The sequence below is a fragment of the Paractinoplanes maris genome (genome assembly GCF_023544465.1).
GTDB classification, from domain to species: domain Bacteria; phylum Actinomycetota; class Actinomycetes; order Mycobacteriales; family Micromonosporaceae; genus Actinoplanes; species Actinoplanes maris.
Genome location: NZ_JALPVL010000016.1, coordinates 30,380 through 56,086 on the forward strand (window position 1 = coordinate 30,380; position 25,707 = coordinate 56,086).

Sequence of the window (25,707 nt, forward strand, 5' to 3'; positions counted from 1 at the left end):
AGATCGCCGGTCCGTACGAAGGTCGAAGGGACTACCGACATGCCCCGTGTGGTACCGGCGGTCATTCGCGCGCTCGACATCCTCGAGCTGTTCCTGGACCGCCCCGAGCTGTCGGCTCGCGACGTGGCCGAGCGCCTGGATCTGCCCCGCACCACCGTCCACGAGCTGCTCGTCACGCTGGTGGCGCGCTCGTACCTGATCGCCGTCCCGGGTCAGCCGGTGCGGTATCGGCTCGGCATGCCCGTGTTCCAGCTCGGCGCGGCGTTCGCGGGCCGTCTCGACCTGGTCCGCGAGGCACGGCTGGTCGCTCGGGACGTGGCCGCCGCGTGCGACGAGGCGGTCCACGTGGCCGTGCTCGACGGCGCCGACGTCGTCTATCTCGTCAAGGTCGACAGCACGCACCCCGTCCGGATGGTCTCCGGGGTGGGGCTGCGGTTGCCGGCCCACTGCACGGCGGTCGGCAAGATCCTGCTGTCGAGCCTCGACCGGGCGGCCCTGGACACCATCCTGACCAATGCCCCGCTGCCGGGCATGACGCCGGACAGCATCACCGACCCGGACCGGCTGCGGGCCCACCTCGAGGTCGTCCGGGCCGAGGGCGTCGCGGTCGACAACGGCGAGTCCGACAGTGCCATGCGCTGCGTCGCCGCGGCGATCCGGGACCATTCCGGCGCCACCATCGCCGCGATGAGTGTCTCCGCGCCGATCATCCGCTGGACCCCGAAGGCGCACGCGGAGTGGGCTGAGCTGGTCCGCGAGGGCGCGGCCACGCTGTCCGCCCGGATGGGCCACGTGGCCTCGCCGCGATAGCGGGCCTGCCACTCCGAGCCAGAATCCGCATCGAAACATTGACACCCCTCGTGCTGGGTCTCTACCGTCGTGTCCACTCCAGACGATATATCGAACAGAGTTCGAAATCTCGAACCGCGAGCGGCAACTCCACGAGCGCCATCGACACCCCGGCGGGGCGGTGGCCGACGACGAGTACGCGAAGGCGTTGAAGGAGGCACCAGCTATGGGGGACAACCCGTTGTGGTCCCGGCGCAGCGTTCTGGGAATGGGGGTGGGGGTGCTCGGCGCGGCCGGTCTGGCCGCGTGCGGCGGCACCTCCGACTCACCCGCCCAGGTGCAGCCGGACGTTCCGAAGGAGTTGCTCGACGCGGCGGCGGGGGCGAAGGGCACCTCGATGGGACTGCTGTCGCAGAAGCTGTATTCGACCGCGGCCAACGACGCGCTCGACAACTCGATCAAGAAGTTCGCCGAGGCCACCGGAACGAAGATCGAGAACAGTCTGGTCCAGGCCGACGCCGGCGACGTGGTGGCCAAGATCGATGCCGAGGTCAAGGGCGGCGTGGCCCGTGACCTGGCGTTCATGACCGACTCCCGGTTCATCGCGCAGTTCCACGCGCTGGGCGACCTGGAGGACGTGACGGACGTCGTCGAGGCACTCACCGCCAAGTACGGCGAACCGTGCGCGGAGGCCAAGAACTTCTGCGTCTTCGACGGCAAGTGGTTCGCGATCCCCTACCACTTCATCGGGATCGGGTCGTTCCTGCGCAAGGACTGGATGCAGGAGAAGGGCATCACCCCCAAGGACGTCTACAGCTGGGAGGAGCTGCGCGACCTGTGCCTGGCGATCTCCGACCCGGGCAAACGCCGGTTCGGCTGGGGCATGACGGTGAACCGCTCCGGTGACGGCAACGGCCTGATCGAGGCGCTGATCAACTCGTACGGCGGGGCGATCACCGCCAACGACGGCCGGAAGGTCACGTTCGACTCCCCCGAGACCGTACGGGCGGTGACCTTCCTGGGTGACGTCTACACCAACCCGAAGTACCAGCCGATGCTGCCGCCGGGAGTGGCCAGCTGGACCGACACCAGCAACAACGAGAACTGGCTGGCCGGGGTCCTCGGCTACACCCGCAACAGCTTCAGCGTCTACGCGGACTCCCGGACCAAGAAGAATCCGGTCTACGACAAGACCCACGTCTTCTCCGACTGCATCGGACCGGCGACCGGCAAGTCCCTGCTGCTCGGCCAGTCGCAGGGCTTCGTCGTCTTCAAGGGAGCCAAGAACCCGGATCTGGCCAAGCTCCTGGCGCAGTATCTGGTCAGCGCGCCGGCCCTGGTCGGGGTGTCGAAACAAGCGCCCGGCCTGGTGATGCCCGCCTGGGAGAAGGTCTGGGACGCCGACCCGTACTTCACCGGCGGCGACCCGGCGTTCCCGATGGTGCGCACCATGTCGCAGCAGAAGCTGCCGCTGTCCACCAAGAACGGCCTGAACTTCCCGCAGAAGGCCAGTGCCGGCCAGCAGGCCGTCGTCGCGGCCTACGTCCTCACCGACATGATGCAGCAGGTCGTGCAGGGCGCGGCGCCGGCCCAGGCGGTGACGGCGGCCCACGCCAAGATGGTGCAGATCTTCGCCCAGCAGGGGCTGCCGCAGTGAGGTCGGTTCGTCAACGGCCGGCCCCGGTCGAGCGAGCACCCTCGCCGCCGGGGCCGGGCTCGCTCACGACGACCCAGCGGCGGCTGGGCCGGGACTGGCGGCTGGCGGCCTTGTTCCTGGCCCCCACGGCAGCGCTGGTCGGCGTGCTCGTCCTCGTCCCGATCGTCCGGTCGATCGTCACCAGCACCACCGAGCGGCACGGGGCGGACAGCGTCTTCGTCGGGCTGGGCAACTACCTCGCCCTGGCCGGCGACGAGCAATTCCGTACGGGCGTGGTGAACTCGTTCGTCTTCACCGCGTACGCCGAGATCTTCAAGGTCGTCCTGGGGCTGGCCGCCGCCCTGCTGCTGCACAACCGGCGCCGCGGGCGGGCCCTGCTGACCGGGCTGCTGCTGATCCCGTGGGTGGTGCCGACGGTGGTGACGGCGTTCAGCTGGCGCTCGCTGCTCGACCCGATCTTCGGCAGTGTGAACGCCCTGCTCACCGCGTCGGGGATCGGGCCGCTGCTGGCCTCGGCGCACCTGGTCGACAGCTGGCCCGCGGGCTGGTTGTCCGACCCGTCACTGGCCATGCCGTCGGTGATCCTGGTCAACGTGTGGAAGGGGGTGCCGTTCTTCACCATCTGCTTCCTGGCCGGGCTCAAGGCGATCCCGGCCGACCAGTACGAGGCGGCCACCATCGACGGTGCCTCGGCGTGGCAGCGGTTCACCCACGTGACGCTGCCCGGGCTGCGCCACGTGATCACCGTGACGGTGACCCTGTCGTCGATCTGGACGTTCAACAACTTCGACCTGGTCTGGTTGCTGACCCAGGGCGGACCGGGTGACGTGACCGCGCCGTACGTGCTCGTGGCCTACTCCAAAGCGATCCTCCAGCTGCAGTACGGCGCCGGGGCGGCGGTCACGCTGGTCATGCTGCCGATCATCGGCGGGCTGGTGTTCTTCCTGGTCCGGTTGCTGCGCCAGGACGCCGGCAACGCCCCGCCGGGGCCGCCCGGACCGGTGCGCCGGTCATTGCCGTGGGTCCTCACCGCGGCCTTCACCGGCCTGCTGTTCTGGGCGTCGCCGCAGATCTTCTGGAAGGCGGCGGTGGTCCTCGGCGTGATCCTGCTGATCGCGGCGGCGGTCGGCCGGGTGGTCTCGACGCTGCGGGCGCGGGGCGGTCGCCGGGCGTCGTCGCTGGTGTCGGGCCTCGGCTCCGGGGTGGCGACGGCCGGGCTGCTGGCCTTCGTGCTGGGCCCGATCTATTGGATCGCCGTCACCGCCTTCAAGACCGAGGGCCAGGTCGTGACCCGGATGAACGACCTGTGGCCGACGCCGTGGAGCTTGGAGCAGTTCGGCGCCCTGTTCACCAACCAGCCGTTCGGCCGCTGGTATCTCAACACCGTTCTCGTCTCGGGTGCGTCGACTGTGGTGGCTCTGATCTGCGCCGTGCTGGGCGGTTACGCGCTGGCCCGGCTGCGATTCCGCGGGGCGCAGGGTTTCACCGTCACGGTGCTGCTGACCTACGTGATGCCGGGTGCGCTGCTGTTCATCCCGCTGTATCAGCTGCTCATCGGGGCGCGGCTCACCGACTCGTTGTGGTCGCTGGTGGTGACGTACCCGACCTTCACGCTGCCGTTCGCCACCTGGCTGCTGGCCGGGTATTTCGCGTCGATCCCGGTCGAGCTGGAGGAGGCCGCGCTGGTCGACGGCTGCTCCCGGGTCCAGGCGTTCGGCCGGGTGGTGCTGCCGCTGGCCAAGCCGGGGCTGCTCGCGGTCGCGCTGTTCACCCTGACCAACGCGTGGAACGAGTTCCTCTTCGCCTTCGTGTTCATCACCAAGGACGAGTACAAGACGCTCCCCGTCGGAATGCAGTCGATGATCGCCGGGGACGTCGTGCCCCAGGGTCAGCTCGCCGCGGCGTCGCTGCTCGTGAGCATCCCGGTCGTGGTCATGTACGCCTTCGGGCAGCGCTTCCTGACCGAGGGACTGACCGCCGGAGCGGTGAAGGGCTGACCGTGGTCTCAGAGCGATGCGACCGAGCGCTCCACCCGGGCCCGGAGCTCCTCGGGGAGCGGGGCGAAGCCGGCGCGGGCGGCCGTGTCCTGGCCGTCGCTGCTCGCCGCGTACGCCAGGAAACTCTTGGCCAGCGCGGAGGTGCCCTGCCGGCAGGCGATCTCGTAGGTGAGGAGAACCAGCGGGTAGGCCAGCGGGTCGCCGATCCGGTAATCGAGTTCGAGGCGCAGGTCGCCGTCGGTGCCCACGATCTCGGCGCCGGCCACCGTGCGGGCCGCCGCGGAGTCACTCAGGGCCACGAACTCGCCGGCGGCGTTGCCGACCCGTGCGGTCGGCAGGTTCGCATAGCGGGCGTACGACGCCTCGACGTAGCCGATGGCGCCGTCGGTGCGCTCGATCGCGGACACCACCCGGTTGCTGCCCTCGGCGGCGACGCCACCCTTGGCCGGCCAAGCCGATCCCGACGACAGCCGCCACTCGCCCGGCGCCGTGACCGCGAGGAACCTGGTGAAATTGTCGGTCGTGCCGGAGCTGTCGGAGCGGTGGACCGGGCGGATCACGGTGCCCGGCAGCGGCACTCCCGGGTTGTCGGCCTTGATCCGCTGGTCGTTCCACCGGGTGATCCGGCCGGTGAAGATGCGGGCGATCGTGGCCGGCGACAGCCGCAGGTCGTCGACCCCGGTCACGGTGAAGGCGAGGGCGATCGGCCCGGCGACCATCGGCAGGTGCAGCACCGGGCCCCGGCACCGAGCGGTCGCCCGGGCCTGCTCGCCGGGGGCGACCGGGGAGTCGGAGCCGGCGAAGTCGCCGGTGCCCGCATAGAAGCCGCGGCGGCCGTCGCCCGAGCCCACACTCGCGTACTCGATGGTCGCCTCGGCGCAGCCGACCTGGTAGTCCTTGATCCAGGCGCTGACCGCGTTGGCCTGAGCCGACGAGCCCTGGGCGGTGATCGAGCCCGGGGCGCAGTCGAGGGAGGCTCGGTCCACGGTGCTCGCGGAGTCGCAGGCCGCGATGCCGAGCAGCAGGGCGGCCGCGGCGATCACCCGCATCTTCATGGCAGCCTCCTCAGCGGTATTCGGCAAAGCGTCGGCGGACCGACAGGGGCACCAGCAGGATCACCAGGCCCAGCACGACCGCCGGAACGAACGGCCAGCCGGTCAGCAGTACCCGGGCGTCACGCACGGCCACCTCGAAGTCGTCCCGGCGCGACGCGGTGATGCCGGCGACCGCGGCGTCGAAGTAGGCGAAGTCGAACGACGCGTCGCCGCGCCGGATGCCGGTCAGGGCGGTGATCGCCTCCGCCTTCCGACCGGCGTCGGCCAGCTTGACGATCCGCTCGTGCCCGGCGCGGTACGCCTGCCAGCGCCGCACCACCTGCTCGGTGCTATCAGGGCCGACGTCCCGGCCGCCGGCCACGGCCGGCAGGCCGCTGTCCCCCGCCTCGAGCCCGCCGGCCTTGCGATCGAAGTCCTGCCGGTAGAGGTCCAGGCGGTTGCTGATCAGGTAGCGCGACGTGTCGGCCGAGGCGTCGTAGCTGATCGCGCGGGCCCGGGTCAGATCGAGGAACGGGATCAGGCTCTCGTCGCGGGCCCGGCTCAGCACCTGGCCCTGCAGGATCAGGACGGCGGCCATCGGGACGAGCAGCAGCACGGTCAACGCCGTCGCCGTGATCAGCGCCGGGTTGAGCAGACGGCGGAAGCGGCGGGCCAGGAACACCTGCAGGCCGATCAACAGGATCAGCAGGGCGCCACCGAGAAGCACCGCGATCGTCACTCCGGCGATCTCGGTCGCGCGCTGGGACCCGTACGCGTCGTCGAGCCTTTTCTCACTGGCCTCGCGCAGTCTGGTGGCCGCCGGGAGCAGGTCGAGGTGCAGCACGTTGGTGGCCTGCGTGTAGTAGCCGGCGGCGGACGGCCCGGCGGTCAGCGCCTGCCAGACCCGTTCGCGGTAGGACCCGAGACCATGCAGGAGCTCGAGGACGATGGCGCGCTCACCGTCGCCGGTCACCGTGGTCAGCGAGCGCTGCAGGCTCTCGTCGACCTGGCGGCCGCGTTCCCGATAGGTGCCGAGCGCGTCGACGCGGCTGCCGGCCAGCTCATCGCGGCCGGAGGTGAGGACGAGCCGGGCGACCTGGGCGTCGAGGTCGCTGAGGGCGAAGTAGAGGTCGGCGGCGTTGGCGGCCTGCGGAGCGGCCTGGTCGCCGATGATGCGAGCCTGCTGCTGCACCCGGGCCATGACCAGACAGGCCGCGAGGAGCAGCACGGCCGCGGTGAGGACGGAGACCACGACCCACCGGCGCAGCTGGGCCGGAGTGTCCCGGCGCGCCGTCGAGATCGGCCTCGGAGGGCTCAGCACGGGCGACCCGGTCACTGCGGACACGGCCCCAAGATAAGGGACCCAGGCAATTCCGCGAATAGCCGGAATCGCCATTTCCGGCCGTTAACCTGGCGTCCATGCGCCATTCTTGAAGACCCTTCGGTGATGTCGCCGAATTGCTTTCGCCCGGCTCGGGCGGGCCGCTGGGCGGGACCGGCCGAGCGCGACGGCCATCGGCGCGCCACAATGCATCGGTGCGAATCGGGCGGATCCTGGCGGCAACGGTCATGGTGGCGGCGGCGGTGGCGGGCCTCCTGGCGTACGCGCGGGTGCAGTCCCAGCGCGCGGTCAGCCTCGCGCCGTCCGGCCCGGTCGGGCGCCTGACCGACCTGTGGGTCGACCGCTCCCGCACCGACCAGTTCGCGCCGCTCGGCGGCACGCCGCGGATGCTGGCGGCCTGGGTCTGGTATCCGGCGGCGGCCGGCGCCCGCGGACCCGAGTCGGACTACGCGCCGGGCGAGTGGGCCGGCCTGCATCGGTTCGGCTGGGCGTCGACCGCGCTGGACCGCGTACGCACCGGGACGCGGGACGGCACACCCGTGGCCCAGGGACGTTTTCCGGTCGTGGTGCTGCTGCCCGACCTGGGTCTGTCGGCCCCCCAGTACGCGGCGGTGGCGTCGGGCCTGGCCGCGCGGGGCAACCTGGTCGTCGGCGTGACCCCCACCTACAGCTCACGCCTGACCGTGATCGACGGCCGGCCGGTGGCGGCCAGCGCCGCGGGGTCCGCGTCGGGCCGGACCGACCAGCTGGTCGCGGTGTGGGCGGCCGACGCCCGGTTCGCCGCCCAGCGCGCCGCCCTGCAGTTCGGCTCCCGGGCCGACCGGGCCGAGATCGCGTACGTGGGTCACGGGCTGGGCGGCACCGCGGCGATCGAGGCCTGCCGGCTCGACGGTCGTTGCGCCGGCGCCGTCTCGCTCGACGGCGCTCCCGGAGGTGCCGCGGCCGCGGACGGTCTCGGCCGCCCGCTGCTGCTGCTCAACGCGGGCACCACCGCCGCCCCGGCCGGACGGGCTTTCACCGTGGCGGGCGCCGGCCGGCTGTCGTTCACCGACTTCGCCGCCTACCGGGTGGCGGCACCGCTGCGCCGGACTCTGCCGCTGGGCACCATCGACGGCCGCCGCGCGCTGGCCATCACGATCGACTACACCGGAACGTTCCTGCGGGCCGCGACCCGGGGCAAGACGTGGCAGGCGCCCGCCTACCCCGAGGTTCGCGAAGCCACGCTCCTCAGCCGGTGACGCCGGCCGGTGGGGGCGTCCACTCGGGATCACGGCCGATGAAGCCCAGCATCTTGGCCTGAGCGTCGGCGTCGTCCTTGACCGGGACCCGCGGACCGTACTGCCCGGAGGACCTCAGGATCTCGTCCATCGGCTCCAGCCCGGCCAGCAACTGGGCGCAGAACTCGGGGTCGAGGCGGTCGTCCTGGCCGGTGGCCCGGGCGAGATCCCAGGTGTGCATGAAGATGTCGGTGGTGTAGAACCGGTCGACTGCCTGGTCCAGTGGCAACTCGCCGATGTGCGGGTTGGTGAGCCGCCGGTCGGCGGTGGCCGGGTCGTCGAGCAGCGCCTGCACGGCGTCGACGTGGGCCTGCCAGGCGCCGGCCGGGTCGTCGTCGACCGATGGGCCGGCCGGAAGCCGTACGCCGGAACCGCCCTCCAGGAACGGCGGGAACCATTCCACCAGGTGGCGCACCACGTCACGGGCGGTCCAGGCCGCGACCGGGGACGGCACGTCCCAGGACCGGGTGCCCCGGACGCGGTCGGTGAACAGCCCACCGACCTCCCGGTGCCGCTCGGCGGGATTGTCAGACAGCGTCACGGGTGATCAGCTCCTCCAGTTTGGTGTAACCCTCGTTGATGCCGACCTCCATGCCGCTGCGGAGCCACGCGTCCCGGCTCTCGAAGCTCTCCACCAGGGACTGCGCGTGCAGCCGGGTGCGGCCGTGGCCGAGATCGGTGAACCACAGCGTCCCCAGCGACACGCCGTCGGGGTCGCCCTCGTAGGTGAACGTCTGCACGATGCGGTCGGGCCGGATCTCGTGGAAGCAGCCGTGGAACGCGAACTCCTCGCCGTCACGCACGGACACGTAGCGGAAGCTGCCGCCGGTGCGCGCGTCCCAATGGTCGACGCGCGTCTCCAGCGAGCTGGGCCCGATCCACCGCACGAAGAGCTCGGGGTCGGTGTGCGCCCGCAGCAGTTGCCCCGGCGTGGCCGCGAAGTCGCGGGTCAGGCGGATGATCGGCAGCTGCGGATCGGCTTCGATCGCGGTCTCGGTCCTCACGCCACATTTCCCTTCCGCTCGTCGATCGGTTGCTCGTCCATCTCGGCCAGGACCGTGTCGAGGCGGCGGTAACGCTCCTCGGCCTGGCGCCGGTATCGCTCGATCCACTTGTCCATGAGGTCGAAGACCTCGGCCTCGAGCCGCACCGGCCGGGGTTGCGGCCCGGGTCGCCGGCTGACCACCCCGGCGTCCTCGAGCACCTTGAGGTGTTTGTAGACCGCCTGGAGCGACATCTGATAGGGCTCGGCGAGCTCGTTGACGGTCGCGTCCCCGGCCGCGAGCCGGCTCACCAGGTCGCGCCGGGTGGGGTCGGCGAGCGCCGCGAACACCAGGGACAGCTCGTCTGCGGACACGGCACCTCCAAGCTTTAAACTTGCCGGTTGAAAGTCAACGTAGTCGGCTCCGCCCACGGCGTCAACCGAAAGGTTGAAAGGGCAGCTCTACGCGTCTTCGGCCAGACGCAGGGCGGTGGTCAACCGGCTCATCTTCGCCGCCGACAAGACCCCGATCCGGGCCACGAGGTGCTCGGCGGCCAGGTGCGTCCGCCAGGTGCAGAAGACGTGGCCCGCCGGTCCCAGCAGGACGACCGGCTGAGGGCCGTCCAGCTCGGCCAGCCACACTTCGCCCCGTTTCACGCCCCAGACTCTACGAGCACGCCCTCGCCGGCGTGGGGTAGGTTGTCGCCGTGACTGCCGGGTCGGCCTTGGGCCATTACCGAGTGGGGCACCCGGCCGGCGCTTGATGCGCGGCCGGGCTCGAGGCCCGCCACCGCTTTCTGTTCTCCCAGCGCACTTTCCGTTCCGGGACACACAGAAAGCGACCTATGCCGAACCCTTTCAACCAGCAGATCATCGACGAGTTCCGAGCCAACGGCGGACGCGTGGGCGGCCCCTTCGCCGGCAGCGAGCTCATCCTCCTGACCACCCGCGGCGCCCGCTCCGGGAAACTCCACACCACTCCCCTGGGCTTCCTGCGCGACGGCGACCGCATCCTGCTGATCGCCTCCGCCGCCGGCGCTCCGCATCACCCCGACTGGTTCCACAACCTGCGAGCCGATCCACGGGTGACGATCGAGACCGGTTCCGAGACGTACGAGGCCCAGGCCGAACCCTTGACAGCCGAGGACCGCGACAAGGCCTTCACCCGGGCAGCCGCCGACAACCCGGGCTGGTCTGACTACCAGGCAAAGACCACCCGGACGATCCCGGTGGTCGCCGTGACCCGCGTCAACGCCGAGCGAGTCGCATAGCACCCATCGCCACCGCGATGACGCCACGGGAGCCGCGGCTGAACAGCCGCGGCTCCTGCCGTCGTCGATGATCAGCCTGGCTCCGTCAGTACACGAAGCGTGACACCGCCGCCTGCAGATCGCTGGACATGCGGGACAGCTCCGCCGCGGACCGCTGCGCGTCGCCGACTGATTCGGCCGTGGTGCGGGCGTTCTCGGCGACGCTGGTGATGCTCTGGTTGATCTGGCCGGTCGCGTTCGCCGCCTCGCCCACGTTGCGGTTCATCTCGGCGGTGGTGGCGCTCTGCTCTTCGACAGCCGAGGCGATCGTGGTCGTGTAGTCGCTGATGTGGCCGATGATCGCGCTGATCTCGCCGACCGCCGCGACCGCCTGGTTGCTGTCGCCCTGAATCGCCTCGACGCGGCGGGCGATGTCCTCGGTCGCGCGCGCTGTCTCCTGCGCGAGGTCCTTGACCTCACCGGCGACGACGGCGAAACCCTTGCCGGTCTCGCCCGCCCGGGCCGCCTCGATGGTGGCGTTGAGCGCCAGCAGGTTGGTCTGCTCCGCGATCGCCGTGATCACCCGGATGACGTCGCCGATCTGCCGGCTGGACTCGCCGAGCGTACCGATGGTCTGGTTGGCCGACGCGGTGATCCCGACGGCCTTGCCGACGACCTCGGCCGCGCTGTTGGCGCTGCGGGCGATCTCGGCGATCGCCGAACCCATCTCCTCCGAACCGGCGGCCACGGTGCTGACGCTCTGGGACACCTCGTCCGACGCCTGCGAGACGACCCGTGCCTGCTGCGATGCGGTCGCCGCGCCCTCGCTGATCTGGTTGGCGATGACCGAGGTCTGCTCGGCCGCCGCGGACAGGCTCTGCGCCGCACTGCCGACCGAGGCGACGACGTCGCGCGTCTGCTGCTGGGCGATCGCCAGCATCGCGGCCATCTGACCGACCTCATCGCGGCCACGGACGTCGACCTTGGCCGTCAGGTCGCCGCCGGCCATCGCGGTGAGCGACGCCTTGACCTTGTCGAGCCGCCGGACGATGACCCGGGAGACATAGGCGCCGAGCAGAACCGCGGCCAGCACCCCGACGACCAACACGATGATCAGGGTCCGCCGCGCGGACGAAGCCGATTCCCGGCTGTTCACGGCCCGCTGCGCCGCCTCGGCGAGCTGAGCCTCGTTCTCGGCCTCGACCGCATCGGCCGCCACGGTCATCTGCGGCAGGAACGTCTCCCGGTAGGCGGTCGCGAACCCGGCGACGTCGCGCTTGGTGGCCAACGGGATCAACGTGTTCCGGGCCGTGGCGGTCAGGTCCTGGTAAGCCTGCTCGAACGAGTCCACGGTCGCCACGTCGACAGCGCCGGGCCGGTATTCGTCCAGCGCTGTCTGAAGCAGTCCGTCACGCTCGGCGATCTGCTCGCCCAGCTTCTGCCTGGTCGCCGCCGAGGCCACACCGTACTCAAGATAACGGGACCGGATCGCCTGCAGTTGCCGCGACATGGCCGCCAGCGACGTCAGCGGCGCGACGTTGTCGGTGTAGAGCGCCTCGTTCTTGCTGCTCAACTCGGAGATCGTGAGCAGCCCGGTGAGCCCCACCAGAACCGCGGCGAGCGCGGCGATCCCGATGCCGATCTGGATCTTCGTGCGGACCCGCAGGTCGGCGAACCATCCGCCCCGGCCTGCTGCGCTCCCGGCGTCACCCATGTGGCACTCCTTGCCGATAAGAACCCTCTTCTCCCCCGTCGGTCCGCCGGGCCCAGAACTGAGCCGCTGGGCCATTTCGGTTCCGCGCGGCGCTCGATGCCCATCGCCGACGCCGATACTCGATCGTGCGGCTCGGGTGAGCAACCGAGTGAACCTCTGGCCGGGGCCGTCCCACTCGACGGCTGATCTCAGGCCGGCGACTGCCGCAGCTCTGCCGCGAGGATCGACAAGGCAACGATGAGCTGGTCGCGGAAGTGTGCGGCGTTGCGGCAGGTGGACGAGGAGGGACTTAGCGGGGTGCTGCGCTCGACCAGAATGCCGATGGCCGTCCGGTTGTGGGCGCTCATGCTCAGGTCACCATCGCGACCCGCGAGCCCGGCGTGGTTGCGGTTGACCTCCCTGCTGATTCGTGGACGGCGCCCGGCCCAGCAGCTCGGCGATGCCCGGATCGAGCTGCCGGCTCGGCGCTCATCGGCGATGGTGATGCGCTCATCCTCGGACGGGTAGCGGACGAAGACAGCCACTTCGGCGCTGCGATCGGCGGGTGGACCCGGGATTCCCCGTCCGCGCTGCTGACCGGTCCGGCCAGTTCCGATCGCCCCGCGCGCGGCCAGTCCCGATCGCGCCGCGCGGGGTCGGATCGGCCGCGCGGGGGTCGGATCGGCCGCGCGGGGGCCCGCGTGGTGCCGCGTGGGGTTGGGGTTGGGGCGTGGGGCTCACGCAGGTCGCCCGGGTGGGGTGAGCGTTTCGGGCGCGCCAGCGCCCTGCTCGCCCCGCCCGGGCCCTCGGCGTGAGCAGCGATCCGCACCCACCACCCCGCCACGACGTCCTGCATTTGACGTTGCGGTTGATGTTGCACTTGACCAGCCGACGTCGATGAAGGACGTCAGCTGATTTTCAGCAGATAGGCGTCCAGAGCGGCATACGACTGCTCGGCGCCACCCTCCATCCCCGACTCGATCATGCCGTCGCGGTCGGCCTGGGAGTCGAAGGTGGACGTGGAGGTCACCGTGGTCTTGCCGTCCTCCTCGGTGAAGACGTACTGCTCGGTGAGGATGTGGCCGGCCATCGGCTCGTATTCGAAGGTCCACGTGAAGCTGTGGGGCGCGTCGATGGCCTTGATCTCGCCGCGGAAGGCGTGCTCGCTGCCGTCGGCGGTCTCGACGAAACGCCACTTGCCGCCGACGGTGAAGTCGATGTCGACGTCGAGCGGGTTGCCGCGGCCCCACCACTGGCGGATGTGCTCGGGCTGGGTGTGGCAGGCCCAGACGAGCTCGCGCGGCGCGGCGAAACTGCGGCTCATGACCAGCGTGGTGTCGGTGGGGGTCTGGATGTTGATGCTCATGATTCCTCCTGAGTCGACGGCTGCTGCAGCCGGCCGAGGTAGTCGTCGAGTGCGTCGTAGCGCTCTTCCCACAACCGTTCGTATTGCGCCGCCCAGTCGGCGACCGAGCGCACCTGGGCGGGGACGATGCGGCACCAGCGCCGCTGCGCCTCGCGGGTGCGGACGATCAGGCCGGCCGTCTCGAGCACGTTGAGGTGTTTGGAGACGGCTTGAGCAGTGATGGGGAAGTCGGCGGCCAGCTCCCCCGCGGTCGCGTCGCCCGTGGCGAGCCGGGCGAGGATCGCGCGGCGCGTGGGGTCGGCGAGGGCGGCGAAGACACCGTCGATGGGATCCGGCATGACAACCACCTGGTTTATAAACTGATGGGTTGAACAGTACGCCGGATCGCCAGGATGTCAAACCCCGGACGGGTACGTCTCCAGTTCGTGCGTGTCCACGTGAAGCGGATGCAGCGGACGCAGGGCCCGGGTCTCGTCGAACCACAGGAAGGCGTCGTAGCGGTCGCCGAGCACCGACGGCACATAGTTGCCGAGCTGTTCCTGCTCGGGGCGGTAGACGACGCCGATCGCGCGGTGCGGCAGCGCGTCGACCAGCAGGTCGGGACGCTCGCCGAGCGGCGGGAAGACGAACAGCGCTTGCGGCGGCGCGGTGGCGTGCAGGATGTCCTCGAGCGAGCCGGGACGGCCGGGGGGCACGGGCAGTTGGGTCATCGCCCCGCCCCACGTGCGGCCGGCGATGACCGAGCCGCGATGGCTGCCCATGCCGACCAGCACGACCTGGCCGGCGCCGAAGCGCTCGCGGGCCAGCGACCCGATCGTCACCTCGCCGAGCGCGGCCTGATCGGTGGCCCGGGCGTCGCCGACGTGCGTGTTGTGGGCCCAGACGACCGCGCGGGAGCCGTCGCCGTAGTGGTCGAGCAGCCGGGCCAGGGTGGCATCCATGTGGCGGTCGCGCACGTTCCACGCGTCCGGGCCGCCCCGGACCATCGCGCGGTAGTAGTGCTCGGCGCCCGCGACCACCTCGGCGTTCTGCCGGACCGGCAGGTCGCGGCCGCGCAGGTCGAGGAGCATGCGGACGACGTCGTCCTCGCAGCTCGCCCGCAGGAACTTCGTCGCCCACGCGTAGGACTGCGGATCCTCGGAGTACGCGGCCAGGCAGTGATAGGCGGCCAGAGCGGAGTCGACTTGCTCGGGGTCGTGCTCGCGCAGCCAGGTCAGGATCTCGCGCAGCGACTCCCACATCGAATAGACGTCGAGCCCGTGGAAGCCCGCTTTCCGGTCGGTCGAGGCGTTGTGGCCGCGCAGCCAGTCGGCGAAGTCGGCGACCTCCTCGTTGGCCCACATCCAGGTCGGCCACCGTTCGTAACCGAGCAGGGCCTCGATCGGTGTCGCGCCGGAGCCCCGGACGGACGCGTCGACCCGCTCGCAGTCCGGCCAGTCCCCCTCGACGGCGACGAAGGAGAAACCACGCTCCGCGATCAGCCGCCGGGTCAGCGCCTGACGCCAGACGTAGTACTCGTGGGTGCCGTGGCTGGCTTCGCCGATCATCACGACCCGGGCGTCGCCCACCCGGTCGAGCAGGACGTCCAGGTCCCCGTCGTCGACCAGGGGCCGGGCGATCGCCGCGACCTCATCCCCGTACCGGTGCATGGGGACGAGGTACCCCGGGACGATTTTTCCCATACGTCGGACTTTCGCCCGGCGGATCTCAGGCCGCGATCGCGACCCAGGGGGCGGCTCATGGAGATCTTCATGCCTCATCGATCATCACGCCATTACGTACGGTTAAAGTCCGGTATCGACTGATCGAAAGGGGCTGATATGGCGTATGTTCTGCTACCGGTCCACCGTGGACCGCGATCTTCATAGGGGAGCCATGGCCGAGGACGAGAAGCGCGACGATCCCGTGCTGGTGCGGCCGTACGTGAAGGCGGTCGCCGAAGCCGAGCGGGCGCCCGACGAGCAGCCGGAGACCTGGCCCGACGAGGCCGCGCTCCCGGTCGAGGAGGACGACACCCTCGTCCAGCCGGCCGTCGAGGACGAGGCTCCCGCGCCCCGCAAGTCCCGGCTCACGCTGCACCCCATGGCCCGGGCCGGGATCTTCGCCGGCGGCGTCGTGGTCGCCCTCGGCGTGGTCGGCTACCTGGTCTTCGGTCCGGCCGCCGATCCCGAGCTGCCGCGGCCGGGCGTCGCGCTGCCCGCGGCCCCGGGTCAGGCGCCGCTCGACCAGATCCGCAGCGTCGCGCCGTCCGCACCGGCCTCAGCCGGCGCGTCGGCGAGCACTTCCCCCAGCGCGTCGATCTCGGCCTCGGTCCCGGTCTCGGCCGGCGCGTCACTGCAACCGCTGGTGCCGGTCGTCCCGAGCGGCTCCGCGGCCCCGCCGACGAGCGCCACTCCGCCGGCCGCCGATCCGACGCTCGTCCCGCCCGCGTCCGATCGCACCGGCAAGATCACCTCGGCCGGCGGCCGCTGCCTGGCCCGGGGCGGGCTGTTCGGCGGGAACGGCAGCCCGGTGCAGGTGAGCACCTGCATGGCGGTGTCGGCGCAGACCTTCACCCTGGCCACCGACGGCACGCTCAAGGTGGGCGACAAGTGCGCCCAGTCGACCGGCGACAACACTGTGCGGATCGCCGGCTGCGGCGAGGGCGACGCCGGTCAGTGGCGCTCCGGGCCGGACGGCACGCTGATCAACGCGTCCGGCGGCGGCTGCCTGACCGACCCGGGCCGGCTGGGCGGCACGACCACCGTCAGCGCGTGCTCGGGCGACACGACCCAGAACTGGTCGCTGCCCTAGGACGCCTCTGCTTCGCCTGGTACATGGCCGCGTCGGCCTCGCGCAGCAGGTCCTCCGGGCCGGCGTCGCCGCCGCGGCTGAGGGCGACGCCGATGCTCACGCCGACCGAGACCCGGCCGCCGTCGATCAGGTAGGGCTCGGTCAGCCGGGCGGCGATGGTGTCGCGCACCAGCTTCTCGGCCCCCTCGGCGGGCAAGCCGTCGAGCAGCACCACGAACTCGTCGCCGCCGAGGCGGGCCACCGTGTCCGACTCCCGCAACAGGGCGGTCAGCCGCTGCGCCACCTCGATGAGCAGCACGTCACCGGCCGCGTGGCCCAGGGAGTCGTTCACCGCCTTGAAGCCGTTGAGGTCGAGCAGCAGGACGGCGAAGCGGTGCCCGGCCTTGCGGGTGGCCCGCAGCCCGGCCTGACGCAGCCGGTCGGCCAGCAGCACCCGGTTGGGCAGGCCGGTGAGCGGGTCGTGCAGTGCCGCGTCGCGCAGTCGCTGCTCCTGCTCGCGCAGCGCGGCCACCATCGCGCGGCGGTCGAGGGCGGCGGACAGCAGCGCGCCCGACTGGTTCATCATCTCGCTGCCGGGTGGGGTGCTCTGCTGGATGTGGCCGACCGCGGCGAGCATCCCCCAGTCGCGGGTGGCGCTGCGCACCGGCACCACGAAGACGGCTTCGCCGGCCATGCCGTCGGCCAGCTCGAACAGCTCCGGCGGCGGGAACTCACTGACCGGCATCGTGGCGCCGGCCGATTCACGCCCGGCCGGGTACTCGCCCTCGATGCACAGCTCGGTGTCCAGCGCCGGCACCGCGCCGTCCCGCCACAGGCCGAGCGAGCCGGCGAAGGCCGTGGTGCGCTTGAGCCAGCCGAGTTCGCGCGGGTCGTGGTCGTGCGCGCCGAGCAGGTCGATGCCCAGCTCGTGCTGGATGTTCAGCGTCTGCTGGAGGCTGCAGACCTGGTCGAACAGGTATCGGGTCAGATCCTCGGTGATCGGCAGGCCACTCGGCGGACAGCCGCACGAGTCGCGCCGCACGAAGGTGGTCGGCACCCGGCGTACGGCCGGGGTCGCGCCCGCCTGGGCCCGGAGCTCGGCCAGCAGCCGGATCGCGGCCGCGCCGATCAGGTCCGAGGGCTGGCGCACGGTGGAGAGGCTGGGCCTCATGTACATGGCGCCGGCCAGGTCGTCGAAGCCGATCACCGCGAGGTCCCCGGGAACCCGGCGGCCGAGCCCGGTCACACGGCGGATCAGACCTATCGCGTTGCGGTCGGTGCCGCAGACCACTGCCGTGGCCGGCCGGCTCGAGGCGGACAGCAGTCCGGCGGCCAGCTCACCGCCGCTCTCGTGGTTGTCGCCGGCGTCGAGCAGCAGGTCCGGCGGCGGGGTCAGGCCGTGCTCGATCAGCGCGCTCTCGTAGCCCTGGAGCCTTTCCCGCACGTCGTGGTGGGCGAGGTGCCCGGCGAACGCTATCCGCTCGTGACCGTGCTCGATCAGGTGGACGACCGCGGCCCGGACCCCGCCGCTGTTGTCGGCGAAGACGGCGGAGCAGCCCGCCATCTCGTGACCGATCGTCACCACCGGCAGGCCGGCGGCGAGGGCCGACTGCGCGTACGACTCGGAGACCGCCCCGGCCACCACGAGAACCCCGGCCAGGTGGCCCCAGGCGACCGGCCGGCGGTAGTCGGGAATCCCGCTGCGGTCGGCGTTGTACGAGCCCGGGTCGAGGGTCTGCAGCGCGAGCAGCCGGTCGCCCCGGGACACGGCGGCCCGGTTCGCCCCGGAGATGATGGTCCCGTAGTAATCGCCCCCGACGAAGGGCGACAGGACACCGAACGTACGACCCCCCACGGCCGCCATGATCTCCCGAATCAGGCGTTCCAGGTGGTAGATGCGAGATATCGCCGCAGGTCCTGGGTTTTTCCGGTAACCGGCCGGGCGGCCAGGATGCACGTGTCGTCGTCGGGGTTGGTCTGGCGCAGGCGCGCCAGGAGCTGGGCCAGCGGCTGACCGGGCGAGGCCCGCACGGCCTCGTCGACCGTGGCGATCACCGAGGCCAGGCCGTCGTCGGGCCCGCGCCGGCGGTGCTCGACCAGCCCGTCGGTGTAGAGCAGCAGGACGTCGCCGATGTGGAAGCCGAGCCGGGCCGTGGCATAGGTGGCGTCGTCGACGACGCCCAGCATCGGGCCCGCCGGACGCTCCAGCGGGGCCGTGCGGCCACCGCGGCTCAGCAGCGGCGGCGGGTGACCGGCCTGGGCCCAGACGATCTCGTTGCGGTTCGGGTCGAAACGGGCCACCACGGCGGTGGAGGCCAGCTCGGGTGTCTCCCGGGCCAGCTCGCAGGTCAGCGTGTTGAGGTGCCGCAGCAGCTCGGCCGGGCAGCTCGTGGTGACGGCCAGCGCGCGCAGGGCGTGCCGCAGCTGGGCCATGGTGGTGGCCGCCTGGGTGCCGTGCCCGGCCACGTCGCCCACGGCCAGCAGCACCGAGCCGTCCCGCAGCTCGGCCGCGTGGAACCAGTCGCCGCCGACCAGGCTCTCCTGCCCGGCCGGCAGATAGCGCAGGGCCACCTTGAGTCCGGGGAGCACGAGCGGGCCGTCGGGGATGGGCAGGATGATCCGCTGCAGCCGGCCGGCCAGCTCGTGCTCGGCGGCCAGGCTGCGGCGCTGCTCGACGAGCTCGCGCTCGACCTCGGCCAGCCGCTCGGCCCCGGCCTCCTGCGCGGTGATGTCCTGCACGATGCCGTAGACGCGCAGCGGGCGGCCGTCGGCGTCCCGGCTCGCGTCGGCCACCGTGCGCAGGTGCTTGATCCGCCCGTTGACCCGGATCCGGGTGACCAGGTCGACCCGGTCGCCCCGGGCGAGCTGGGCCTTGGCCGCGGCCCGCAGCGGTTCGTCCTCGGCCAGGGCGTTCGGGTCGGCGCCCGGAACGAGCGGGCCGAGCCGCGGGTCGCGCTCGTAGATGCGGTAGAGCTGGTCGGACCAGAAGATCTCGCCGGTGATCAGATCCCACTCGCCCCAGCCCAGGTTGCCGAGGCGCTCGGTACTGGCCAGCCGGTCGGCGATGCCGCCGATCTGCTGCGGTACCCGGACGGTGTCGAAACCCGGGATCGAGCTGTCGGCGTCGGCCACGTCGAGCATGCGGATCACCCCGGTCGCGACCTCGAGCAGGCCGCGGTCCTCTTCGGCGGCCATCCGCAGCAGGTGGCGGTGGGCGTCGGCCAGACGGCATCGGGCCCGGCCGGCGAGCAGGCCGACGGCACGCTCGATCGTGAGGCGGCCCGCCTCACCGGCTGCGGCCGGTGCGCTCGGGCGGGGGGTTTCCACCGCCGCCGCGTACGCCTGTGCCACTCTGCGTCCTCCCCAGGGCTTCGTTGTCCGGTTCTTGAATACGCCAGTGGGGAGGGGGTCGTCATCGGCCGTTCATCTCGACCGGTCGCGACCTGCGGCGTGACGTCGCACTGGTCACCCGACCGGGGGTGACCCGATGGAGTGCGTCGAGGGTTGAACGGCCCGCCTCAGAGCTCGAACAGCGACCGCATGGCGTCGGCCAGACGGGCCATGCTGGCGCCGGTGACCATGCCGATGCGCTCCGCACCCACCTCGGCCGGGATGCGGCGCATCCGATTGATCACCACGACGCCGGTGATCGGGTCCTGCTCGGTCAGCGGCACCGCGAACGGCGGGAGCTCGGTGGCGCCCCGCTGACGGACGATCGGCGCGCAGAAGGGCGAGGCGTTCTTGCGCTCGTTGTAGGCGTCGCCGGACAGGACGAGCACGCGATAGCGCAGGTCGGTGGGGCTGCCGATCGTCCAGATCTCACCGCGCTTCACAGGCGCGTCCCGGTCGGCATGGGTCAACCCTACCGCCGCGCGATCTTAGGTCACCGCGAGGCACACCGGCGCAAAACGCCTGCGAGCCCACCACGTGGAACGGGGGTGAACCCTGACCGCCACGGAACCGTAAGAATAGGCGGCGTAGCTCGCTGCTAGGGAAGGGTGTCAATGATGTCGGAGAAGGCACAGATCGGGGTCACGGGCCTCGCCGTGATGGGACGGAACCTGGCTCGCAACTTCGCCCGGCACGGGCACACCGTGGCCGTGCACAACCGCTCCTACAGCCGCACCAAGGAGCTGGTGGAGGAGTTCGGTGACGAGGGCACGTTCCTCCCGTCCGAGTCGGCCGAGGACTTCGTCGCGAGCCTCGAGCGCCCGCGCCGCGTGGTCATCATGGTGAAGGCCGGCAAGCCGACCGACGCCGTGATCGAGGAGTTCGCCCCGCTCCTCGAGGAGGGCGACATGCTCATCGACGCGGGCAACGCGCACTTCCTGGACACCCGCCGGCGCGAAGCGGCTCTCAAGGAGCGCGGCCTGCACTTCGTGGGCACCGGCGTCTCGGGTGGCGAGGAGGGCGCGCTGCACGGCCCGAGCATCATGCCGGGTGGCTCGGTGGAGTCGTACCAGGCGCTGGGACCGCTGCTGGAGGACATCTCGGCCAAGGTCGACGGCGAGCCGTGCTGCGTGCACGTGGGGCCGGACGGCGCCGGGCACTTCGTCAAGATGGTGCACAACGGCATCGAGTACGCCGACATGCAGCTCATCGCCGAGGCCTACGACCTGCTGCGTCAGGTCGGCGGGCACACGCCGTCGGAGATCGCCGACGTGTTCCGCGGGTGGAACGAGGGACGCCTGGGGTCGTACCTGATCGAGATCACCGCCGAGGTGCTCAAGCAGAACGACGCGGCCACCGGCAAGCCGTTCGTCGACATCGTGCTCGACCAGGCCGAGCAGAAGGGCACCGGCCGCTGGACCGTGCAGGCCGCCCTCGACCTCGGGGTGCCGGTCAGCGGCATCGCCGAGTCGGTGTTCGCCCGGGCGCTGTCCGGCGGTGCCGACGTGCGGGCGGCGGCCAGGGAGGCCGGTCTGCCCGGTCCGGTGGCGACCGCGGGCGCGCACGAGGGCGACCTGCAGGCCGACGTCGAGCAGGCGCTGTTCGCCTCCAAGATCGTCGCGTACGCGCAGGGCTTCCAGCAGATCCAGGCGGCCAGCAAGGAGTACGGCTGGGACATCGACCCCGGCGCGATGGCGAAGATCTGGCGCGCGGGCTGCATCATCCGCGCCAAGTTCCTCGACTTCATCAAGCAGGCCTACGACAAGTCGCCCGAGCTGACCACGCTGCTGGTCGACCAGTACTTCCTCGACGCCGTCAGCGGCGCCCAGGACGCCTGGCGCCGCGTGGTGGCCACGGCCGCCCGGCAGGGCATCCCCGCGCCGGGCTTCGCGTCCGCCCTGGCCTACTACGACGGCCTGCGCGCCGAGCGACTGCCGGCCGCCCTGATCCAGGGCCAGCGCGACTTCTTCGGCGCCCACACCTATCACCGCGTCGACAAGGACGGCTCGTTCCACACCCTCTGGGCCACCGACGACCGCAAGGAGATCGACGCCTAGTAGACCGGCACCTTCGGGGCCGGCTCGCTGCTCATCAGCGCGCCGGCCTCGTCGGCCGGGATGGGCTTGGACATGAAGAAGCCCTGGCCCAGGCGGTAACCCATGTCGCGCAGGCGGTCGAGCTGGGCCTCGCTCTCGATGCCCTCGGCCACCGCGCTGAGCTGCAGATACTCCGCCAGCTGGGCCACCGCGGCGGCGACCGCCAGGCGGCCCCGGTCCTCGCCGTCGGCGATCCCGTCGACGAACGACTTGTCGAGCTTGAGGACGTCGACCGGGAAGGCCCGCAGCAGGCTGAGCGACGAGCTGCCGGTGCCGAAGTCGTCCAGGGCCAGCCGTACGCCCATCTCGTGCAGCGCGTGCAGGGTCTCGCGGACCTGCCGGCCGTCGGCCACCGACGACTCGGTCACCTCCAGCACCAGGTTGCGCGGCAGCAGGCCGGTCTCGCTGAGCACGGCCGCGACCTCGTCGACGAAGCCCGACTCGCGCAGCTGGCGCACCGCGACGTTCACGTTGATCGCCTGGATCGCGCCCTCGCCGTGCTCCCGCTGCCAGCGGGCGAGCTGATCGCAGGCCTCGCGCAGCACCCACGAACCGAGCGCCACGATCAGGCCGGACCGCTCGGCGACCGGGATGAAGTCGCCCGGTGAGACGAACCCGCGGGTCGGGTGCTTCCAGCGCACCAACGCCTCGGCGCCGTGCAGGCGGCCGGTGACGATGTCGAAGACCGGCTGGTAGAGCAGGAACAGCTCGTGCCGGATGATCGCGTTGTGCAGTTCGCTGCCGAGGCGGGCGTGGTTGACGACGTCCTGGCGCATCCGCGGCTCGAAGCGGGTCCAGGCCGCCTTGCCGCCCTCCTTGGCCGCGTACATGGCGATGTCGGCGTTGCGCAGCACCTCGTCGGCGGTCTCGCCGGACCCGGCGATCGCCACGCCCACGCTGGCGTGGGCCAGCAGCAGGTGCTCGCCGACCCGGAACGGCTCGGCCAGCGCCTGGATCAGACGGTCGGCGGCCGCCTCGGCCGAGGCCTCCTCCTCGATGTCGAGGAGCACGGCGAACTCGTCGCCGCCGAGCCGGGCCGGCAGGTCGACCTCGGCCCGGGTGCGCTGCAACCGCTGCGCGACCTGGTAGAGCAGCAGGTCGCCGACGGCCGGGCCCATGGTGTCGTTGACCGTCTTGAAGTCGTCGATGTCGATCAGCAGCACGGTGGCCGGCTCGTGCGCGGCCAGGCGCTCGGACAGCGCGGCGCTGAACCGGGAGCGGTTGGCCAGCCCGGTCAGCGGGTCGGTCAGGGCCAGGCGCTCCAGCTCGGCCTGCTGCTCGCGCAGGCCGGCCAGCATGCGCCGGTGGTCGCTCAGCCCGATCAGCTGGCGGGCCACAACCAGCGCGGTGATCAGCACCGCGCCGACGATCACGGCGCGCTCCCGGCCGTCCATGCGCTGGGCCGAGACGGTGGTGACCAGGGCCGCGGTCACGACGATGGCGATGAACGGGAGCAGCTCGTAGGCCGAGCGGCGGCGCCGGACAGCGGCGGCCGGGGCGGGGCGGCCCAGCACCCGGCGCTGCCGGTAGGCGGCGGCGGTGAACGAGACGGCGACCAACGGGCTGCCGAGCACCGAGAGCAGCAGGCGGGAGAAGTCGTCGCCGGCGATGAGGAGCACGGCGAGGGCGACCGCGGTCACCGGGGCGACGGTCAGCAGGCGCAGCGCGAGCGAGTCGACCGGGCCGTCCGGGCGGGCGGCGGTCTTGCCGATGACGACCAGGCACAGCAGGCCGGCCACGCCGACCGTGGCGGCCAGGGTCCGGGTCACCAGGTCGGTGCCGGACTGCGCGAAGCTGAGCACGACGTACCAGAAGACCAGGCCGCCGGAGACGGCCACGGTGGCGCCGTCGAGCACGACCCGGGCCCAGCCCAGCGGCGTCCGGTCACCCATCGGCAGTCGCAGGAAGGCCGACATCGCCCAGAACATGCCGGTCAGCAGCGGCGCGGCGACGAACGGGTTCATCCCGGCGTTGTTGTTGGCCAAAGCCAGGGCAGCGCCCGAGCCGATCAGGAGGATGGCGGCGGCGTGCGCGAGCTGACGCCAGAAGGCGCGCACCACGCGCGGCAGCATCACCATCGCGCCCAGCCGCTGCAGCGACCAGGCCGCGGCCAGCATGGCGATCGGGCTACCGACGTAACCCAGAATCACGTCGTGCGCGTCACGCACCATCAGCCACACGGCGACCGCCGTGGTGGCGATCGCCGCGATCAGCAGAGGCGTGAGCCCGCTTCCCGCGCGCCGGACGGCGGTTCGCCGGTCGGCCGTTCCCACGGGTTCGGTCATGGGTGTCTGCGGCTCCCCGGTCGGTAATCCCTACCGCCTTCCTGTCGGCCGCCGGGGGCGGATGCTGAGAAGTTCAGTCGTCAGCCCTTGAGGGCGGCCGAGACCACGGCCCGGGCTTCCTCCTGGATCCGGGCCAGGTGCTCGGGGCCCTGGAAGGACTCGGCGTAGATCTTGTAGACGTCCTCGGTGCCGGACGGGCGGGCCGCGAACCAGCCGGGCTCGGTCACCACCTTGAGGCCGCCGATCGGGGCGCCGTTTCCGGGGGCGGTGGTCAGCACGGCCGTGATCGGCTCGCCGGCCAGCTCCTTGGCCGAGACCTGCTCGGGCGACAGCTTGGCCAGCACCGCCTTCTCCTCGCGGGTGGCGGGGGCGTCGATGCGGGCGTACGCGGGCTCGCCGAACTTGGCCGTCAGGTCGCGGTAGTGCTCGCTGGGCGTGCGCCCGGTGACGGCGAGGATCTCGGAGGCGAGCAGGTCGAGCAGGATGCCGTCCTTGTCGGTGCTCCACGGGCCGCCGTCGCGGCGCAGGAACGAGCCGCCGGCGCTCTCCTCGCCGCCGAAGCCGATCGAGCCGTCGAGCAGGCCGGGCACGAACCACTTGAAGCCCACCGGCACCTCGTCGAGGCGGCGGCCCAGGTCGGCGGCGACCCGGTCGATCATCGAGGACGAGACCAGCGTCTTGCCGATGGCGGCGCCGGACGGCCAGTCGGTACGCGCGGCGAACAGGTAGTTGATCGCCACCGCCAGGTAGTGGTTGGGGTTCATCAGCCCGGCGTCGGGCGTGACGATGCCGTGCCGGTCGGCGTCGGCGTCGTTGCCGGTGGCCAGCTGGAAGCGGTCCTTCTGCTCGATCAGGGACGCCATCGCGTACGGCGAGGAGCAGTCCATCCGGATCTTGCCGTCCCAGTCCAGCGTCATGAAGCCGAAGGTCGGGTCGACGTTCGGGTTCACCACGGTCAGGTCGAGCCCGTACCGCTCGGCGATCGCGCCCCAGTAGGCGACGCTGGCCCCGCCCAGCGGGTCGGCGCCGATGCGCAGCCCGGCCGACCGGATCGCGTCGAGGTCGATGACGGCGGGCAGGTCACCGACGTACGTGTCGAGGAAGTCGTAGCCGGAGACCGAGGACGACTGGCGGGCCCGGGACGCGGGCACCCGCTTCACGTCACGCAGACCGGCCGCGATGAGCTCGTTGGCCCGGTCCTGGATCCACCGGGTGGCGTCGGTGTCGGCCGGGCCGCCGTTCGGCGGGTTGTATTTGAAGCCGCCGTCGTCGGGCGGGTTGTGCGAGGGCGTGACGACCACGCCGTCGGCCAGGCCGGTCGAGCGCTCGCGGTTGTAGGTGAGGATCGCGTGCGAGACGGCCGGCGTCGGGGTGTAGCCGTCGCGGCTGTCGATCAGCGTGGTCACGTCGTTGGCCGCGAACACCTCGAGCGCGGTGATCATGGCGGGCTCGCTGAGCGCGTGCGAGTCGCGGCCCAGATACAGCGGGCCGTCGGTGCCCTGCGCGCGACGGTATTCCACGATCGCCTGGCTGGTGGCGGCGATGTGGTCCTCGTTGAACGCGTTGCGCAGGCTGGAACCGCGGTGGCCGGAGGTGCCGAACGCGACGCGCTCGCCGACGACCTCGGGGTCCGGGTGCTCGGTGTAATAGCGCGAGACCACCTTCGGCACGTCGATCAGATCGCGCGGCTCGGCGGGTTGTCCGGCGCGGGGGTTGACGGACATGGGCGGCCTCCTTCAAAAGGCGTGGAACCTACGGGGAGCGTATCGATACCGCA

General features: G+C 71.5%; 23 protein-coding genes. 7 read left to right on the forward strand and 16 right to left on the reverse strand.

Annotated elements, in window-relative coordinates; genetic code table 11:
• The first annotated feature begins 39 nt into the window (after window positions 1-39).
• The 3 genes from NAG42_RS38275 (at window position 40) to NAG42_RS38285 (ending at window position 4,443) form a co-directional block, all read left to right on the forward strand.
• A complete protein-coding gene (locus NAG42_RS38275; protein ID WP_250037253.1) occupies window positions 40-810 on the forward strand; it encodes an IclR family transcriptional regulator in 771 nt (256 codons plus the stop codon).
• A 160-nt stretch (window positions 811-970) separates the two neighbouring features.
• On the forward strand, window positions 971-2,446 hold the full coding sequence (locus NAG42_RS38280) for an extracellular solute-binding protein (protein ID WP_250037254.1): 1,476 nt from the start codon (window positions 971-973) through the stop codon (window positions 2,444-2,446).
• Window positions 2,443-4,443 (forward strand): ABC transporter permease, encoded by a 2,001-nt coding sequence (locus tag NAG42_RS38285; RefSeq protein WP_250037255.1) that lies wholly within the window; start codon window positions 2,443-2,445, stop codon window positions 4,441-4,443. The genes NAG42_RS38280 and NAG42_RS38285 overlap by 4 nt, the downstream gene beginning before the upstream one ends.
• 8 nt (window positions 4,444-4,451) lie before the next feature.
• Here the strand turns inward: NAG42_RS38285 and pstS are convergent, their stop codons facing one another.
• Window positions 4,452-5,498, reverse strand: a complete 1,047-nt coding sequence (gene pstS, locus NAG42_RS38290; protein WP_250037256.1) for a phosphate ABC transporter substrate-binding protein PstS — start codon at window positions 5,496-5,498, stop codon at window positions 4,452-4,454.
• A 10-nt stretch (window positions 5,499-5,508) separates the two neighbouring features.
• Window positions 5,509-6,822, reverse strand: coding sequence for a GlnX family signal transduction membrane protein (locus NAG42_RS38295; RefSeq protein WP_250037257.1), 1,314 nt, complete (start codon window positions 6,820-6,822; stop codon window positions 5,509-5,511).
• A gap of 191 nt (window positions 6,823-7,013) precedes the next feature.
• On the opposite strand from NAG42_RS38295, the gene NAG42_RS38300 reads away from it, so the two are divergent.
• Complete coding sequence (locus NAG42_RS38300) at window positions 7,014-8,057, forward strand: dienelactone hydrolase family protein (protein ID WP_250037258.1); 1,044 nt, start codon at window positions 7,014-7,016, stop codon at window positions 8,055-8,057.
• On the opposite strand, the gene NAG42_RS38305 is transcribed toward NAG42_RS38300, so the two are convergent.
• From NAG42_RS38305 to NAG42_RS38320, 4 genes are all read right to left on the reverse strand, one after another.
• On the reverse strand, window positions 8,047-8,637 hold the full coding sequence (locus NAG42_RS38305) for a TIGR03086 family metal-binding protein (RefSeq protein WP_250037259.1): 591 nt from the start codon (window positions 8,635-8,637) through the stop codon (window positions 8,047-8,049). The genes NAG42_RS38300 and NAG42_RS38305 overlap by 11 nt on opposite strands.
• Window positions 8,624-9,100, reverse strand: a complete 477-nt coding sequence (locus NAG42_RS38310; protein ID WP_250037260.1) for an SRPBCC family protein — start codon at window positions 9,098-9,100, stop codon at window positions 8,624-8,626. Before NAG42_RS38310 ends, NAG42_RS38305 begins: the two co-directional genes overlap by 14 nt.
• Window positions 9,097-9,453, reverse strand: a complete 357-nt coding sequence (locus tag NAG42_RS38315; RefSeq protein ID WP_250037261.1) for an ArsR/SmtB family transcription factor — start codon at window positions 9,451-9,453, stop codon at window positions 9,097-9,099. Before NAG42_RS38315 ends, NAG42_RS38310 begins: the two co-directional genes overlap by 4 nt.
• 87 nt (window positions 9,454-9,540) lie before the next feature.
• Window positions 9,541-9,735: a hypothetical protein gene (locus NAG42_RS38320; protein ID WP_250037262.1), complete on the reverse strand. Its 195-nt coding sequence runs from the start codon at window positions 9,733-9,735 to the stop codon at window positions 9,541-9,543.
• A 188-nt stretch (window positions 9,736-9,923) separates the two neighbouring features.
• On the opposite strand from NAG42_RS38320, the gene NAG42_RS38325 reads away from it, so the two are divergent.
• Window positions 9,924-10,349 (forward strand): nitroreductase family deazaflavin-dependent oxidoreductase, encoded by a 426-nt coding sequence (locus NAG42_RS38325; RefSeq protein ID WP_250037263.1) that lies wholly within the window; start codon window positions 9,924-9,926, stop codon window positions 10,347-10,349.
• A gap of 85 nt (window positions 10,350-10,434) precedes the next feature.
• Here NAG42_RS38325 and NAG42_RS38330 read toward each other — a convergent pair whose 3' ends face one another.
• The 5 genes from NAG42_RS38330 to NAG42_RS38350 form a co-directional block, all read right to left on the reverse strand.
• Window positions 10,435-12,042, reverse strand: coding sequence for a methyl-accepting chemotaxis protein (locus NAG42_RS38330; RefSeq protein WP_250037264.1), 1,608 nt, complete (start codon window positions 12,040-12,042; stop codon window positions 10,435-10,437).
• Window positions 12,043-12,230: 188 nt separating this feature from the next.
• Window positions 12,231-12,389 (reverse strand): hypothetical protein, encoded by a 159-nt coding sequence (locus NAG42_RS38335; protein ID WP_250037265.1) that lies wholly within the window; start codon window positions 12,387-12,389, stop codon window positions 12,231-12,233.
• A gap of 539 nt (window positions 12,390-12,928) precedes the next feature.
• On the reverse strand, window positions 12,929-13,387 hold the full coding sequence (locus tag NAG42_RS38340) for an SRPBCC family protein (protein ID WP_250037266.1): 459 nt from the start codon (window positions 13,385-13,387) through the stop codon (window positions 12,929-12,931).
• Entirely contained in the window at window positions 13,384-13,725 is a 342-nt protein-coding gene (locus NAG42_RS38345) for an ArsR/SmtB family transcription factor (protein ID WP_250037267.1), read from the reverse strand. Before NAG42_RS38345 ends, NAG42_RS38340 begins: the two co-directional genes overlap by 4 nt.
• Window positions 13,726-13,782: 57 nt before the next feature.
• Window positions 13,783-15,036: an erythromycin esterase family protein gene (locus NAG42_RS38350; RefSeq protein WP_250037523.1), complete on the reverse strand. Its 1,254-nt coding sequence runs from the start codon at window positions 15,034-15,036 to the stop codon at window positions 13,783-13,785.
• A 226-nt stretch (window positions 15,037-15,262) separates the two neighbouring features.
• Here NAG42_RS38350 and NAG42_RS38355 point away from each other — a divergent pair, with 226 nt between their 5' ends.
• Window positions 15,263-16,180 (forward strand): ricin-type beta-trefoil lectin domain protein, encoded by a 918-nt coding sequence (locus tag NAG42_RS38355; protein WP_250037268.1) that lies wholly within the window; start codon window positions 15,263-15,265, stop codon window positions 16,178-16,180.
• On the opposite strand, the gene NAG42_RS38360 is transcribed toward NAG42_RS38355, so the two are convergent.
• From NAG42_RS38360 to NAG42_RS38370, 3 genes are all read right to left on the reverse strand, one after another.
• Complete coding sequence (locus NAG42_RS38360) at window positions 16,134-18,014, reverse strand: diguanylate cyclase domain-containing protein (protein WP_250037269.1); 1,881 nt, start codon at window positions 18,012-18,014, stop codon at window positions 16,134-16,136. The two genes, NAG42_RS38355 and NAG42_RS38360, sit on opposite strands and share 47 nt — an antisense overlap.
• A gap of 20 nt (window positions 18,015-18,034) precedes the next feature.
• On the reverse strand, window positions 18,035-19,510 hold the full coding sequence (locus tag NAG42_RS38365; protein ID WP_250037270.1) for a PP2C family protein-serine/threonine phosphatase: 1,476 nt from the start codon (window positions 19,508-19,510) through the stop codon (window positions 18,035-18,037).
• 167 nt (window positions 19,511-19,677) lie between these two features.
• Complete coding sequence (locus tag NAG42_RS38370; protein ID WP_250037271.1) at window positions 19,678-19,992, reverse strand: type II toxin-antitoxin system PemK/MazF family toxin; 315 nt, start codon at window positions 19,990-19,992, stop codon at window positions 19,678-19,680.
• Between the two features lie 174 nt (window positions 19,993-20,166).
• On the opposite strand from NAG42_RS38370, the gene gnd reads away from it, so the two are divergent.
• Entirely contained in the window at window positions 20,167-21,606 is a 1,440-nt protein-coding gene (gnd, locus tag NAG42_RS38375) for an NADP-dependent phosphogluconate dehydrogenase (protein ID WP_250037272.1), read from the forward strand.
• Here the strand turns inward: gnd and NAG42_RS38380 are convergent.
• Window positions 21,603-23,930 (reverse strand): putative bifunctional diguanylate cyclase/phosphodiesterase, encoded by a 2,328-nt coding sequence (locus tag NAG42_RS38380; RefSeq protein ID WP_250037273.1) that lies wholly within the window; start codon window positions 23,928-23,930, stop codon window positions 21,603-21,605. The two genes, gnd and NAG42_RS38380, sit on opposite strands and share 4 nt — an antisense overlap.
• A gap of 80 nt (window positions 23,931-24,010) precedes the next feature.
• Complete coding sequence (pgm, locus tag NAG42_RS38385) at window positions 24,011-25,654, reverse strand: phosphoglucomutase (alpha-D-glucose-1,6-bisphosphate-dependent) (protein WP_250037274.1); 1,644 nt, start codon at window positions 25,652-25,654, stop codon at window positions 24,011-24,013.
• Window positions 25,655-25,707: the final 53 nt, after the last annotated feature.

Bases quoted from the DNA above. Each gene is read 5' to 3' on its own strand.
- NAG42_RS38380 (WP_250037273.1), bottom strand. From the start codon at position 23,930: ATGACCGAACCCGTGGGAACGGCCGACCGGCGAACCGCCGTCCGGCGC.
- NAG42_RS38330 (WP_250037264.1), bottom strand. From the start codon at position 12,042: ATGGGTGACGCCGGGAGCGCAGCAGGCCGGGGCGGATGGTTCGCCGAC.
- NAG42_RS38350 (WP_250037523.1), bottom strand. From the start codon at position 15,036: ATGCACCGGTACGGGGATGAGGTCGCGGCGATCGCCCGGCCCCTGGTC.
- NAG42_RS38340 (WP_250037266.1), bottom strand. From the start codon at position 13,387: ATGAGCATCAACATCCAGACCCCCACCGACACCACGCTGGTCATGAGC.
- pstS (WP_250037256.1), bottom strand. From the start codon at position 5,498: ATGAAGATGCGGGTGATCGCCGCGGCCGCCCTGCTGCTCGGCATCGCG.
- NAG42_RS38355 (WP_250037268.1), top strand. From the start codon at position 15,263: ATGGCCGAGGACGAGAAGCGCGACGATCCCGTGCTGGTGCGGCCGTAC.
- gnd (WP_250037272.1), top strand. From the start codon at position 20,167: ATGTCGGAGAAGGCACAGATCGGGGTCACGGGCCTCGCCGTGATGGGA.
- NAG42_RS38335 (WP_250037265.1), bottom strand. From the start codon at position 12,389: ATGAGCGCCCACAACCGGACGGCCATCGGCATTCTGGTCGAGCGCAGC.
- pgm (WP_250037274.1), bottom strand. From the start codon at position 25,654: ATGTCCGTCAACCCCCGCGCCGGACAACCCGCCGAGCCGCGCGATCTG.
- NAG42_RS38325 (WP_250037263.1), top strand. From the start codon at position 9,924: ATGCCGAACCCTTTCAACCAGCAGATCATCGACGAGTTCCGAGCCAAC.
- NAG42_RS38275 (WP_250037253.1), top strand. From the start codon at position 40: ATGCCCCGTGTGGTACCGGCGGTCATTCGCGCGCTCGACATCCTCGAG.
- NAG42_RS38345 (WP_250037267.1), bottom strand. From the start codon at position 13,725: ATGCCGGATCCCATCGACGGTGTCTTCGCCGCCCTCGCCGACCCCACG.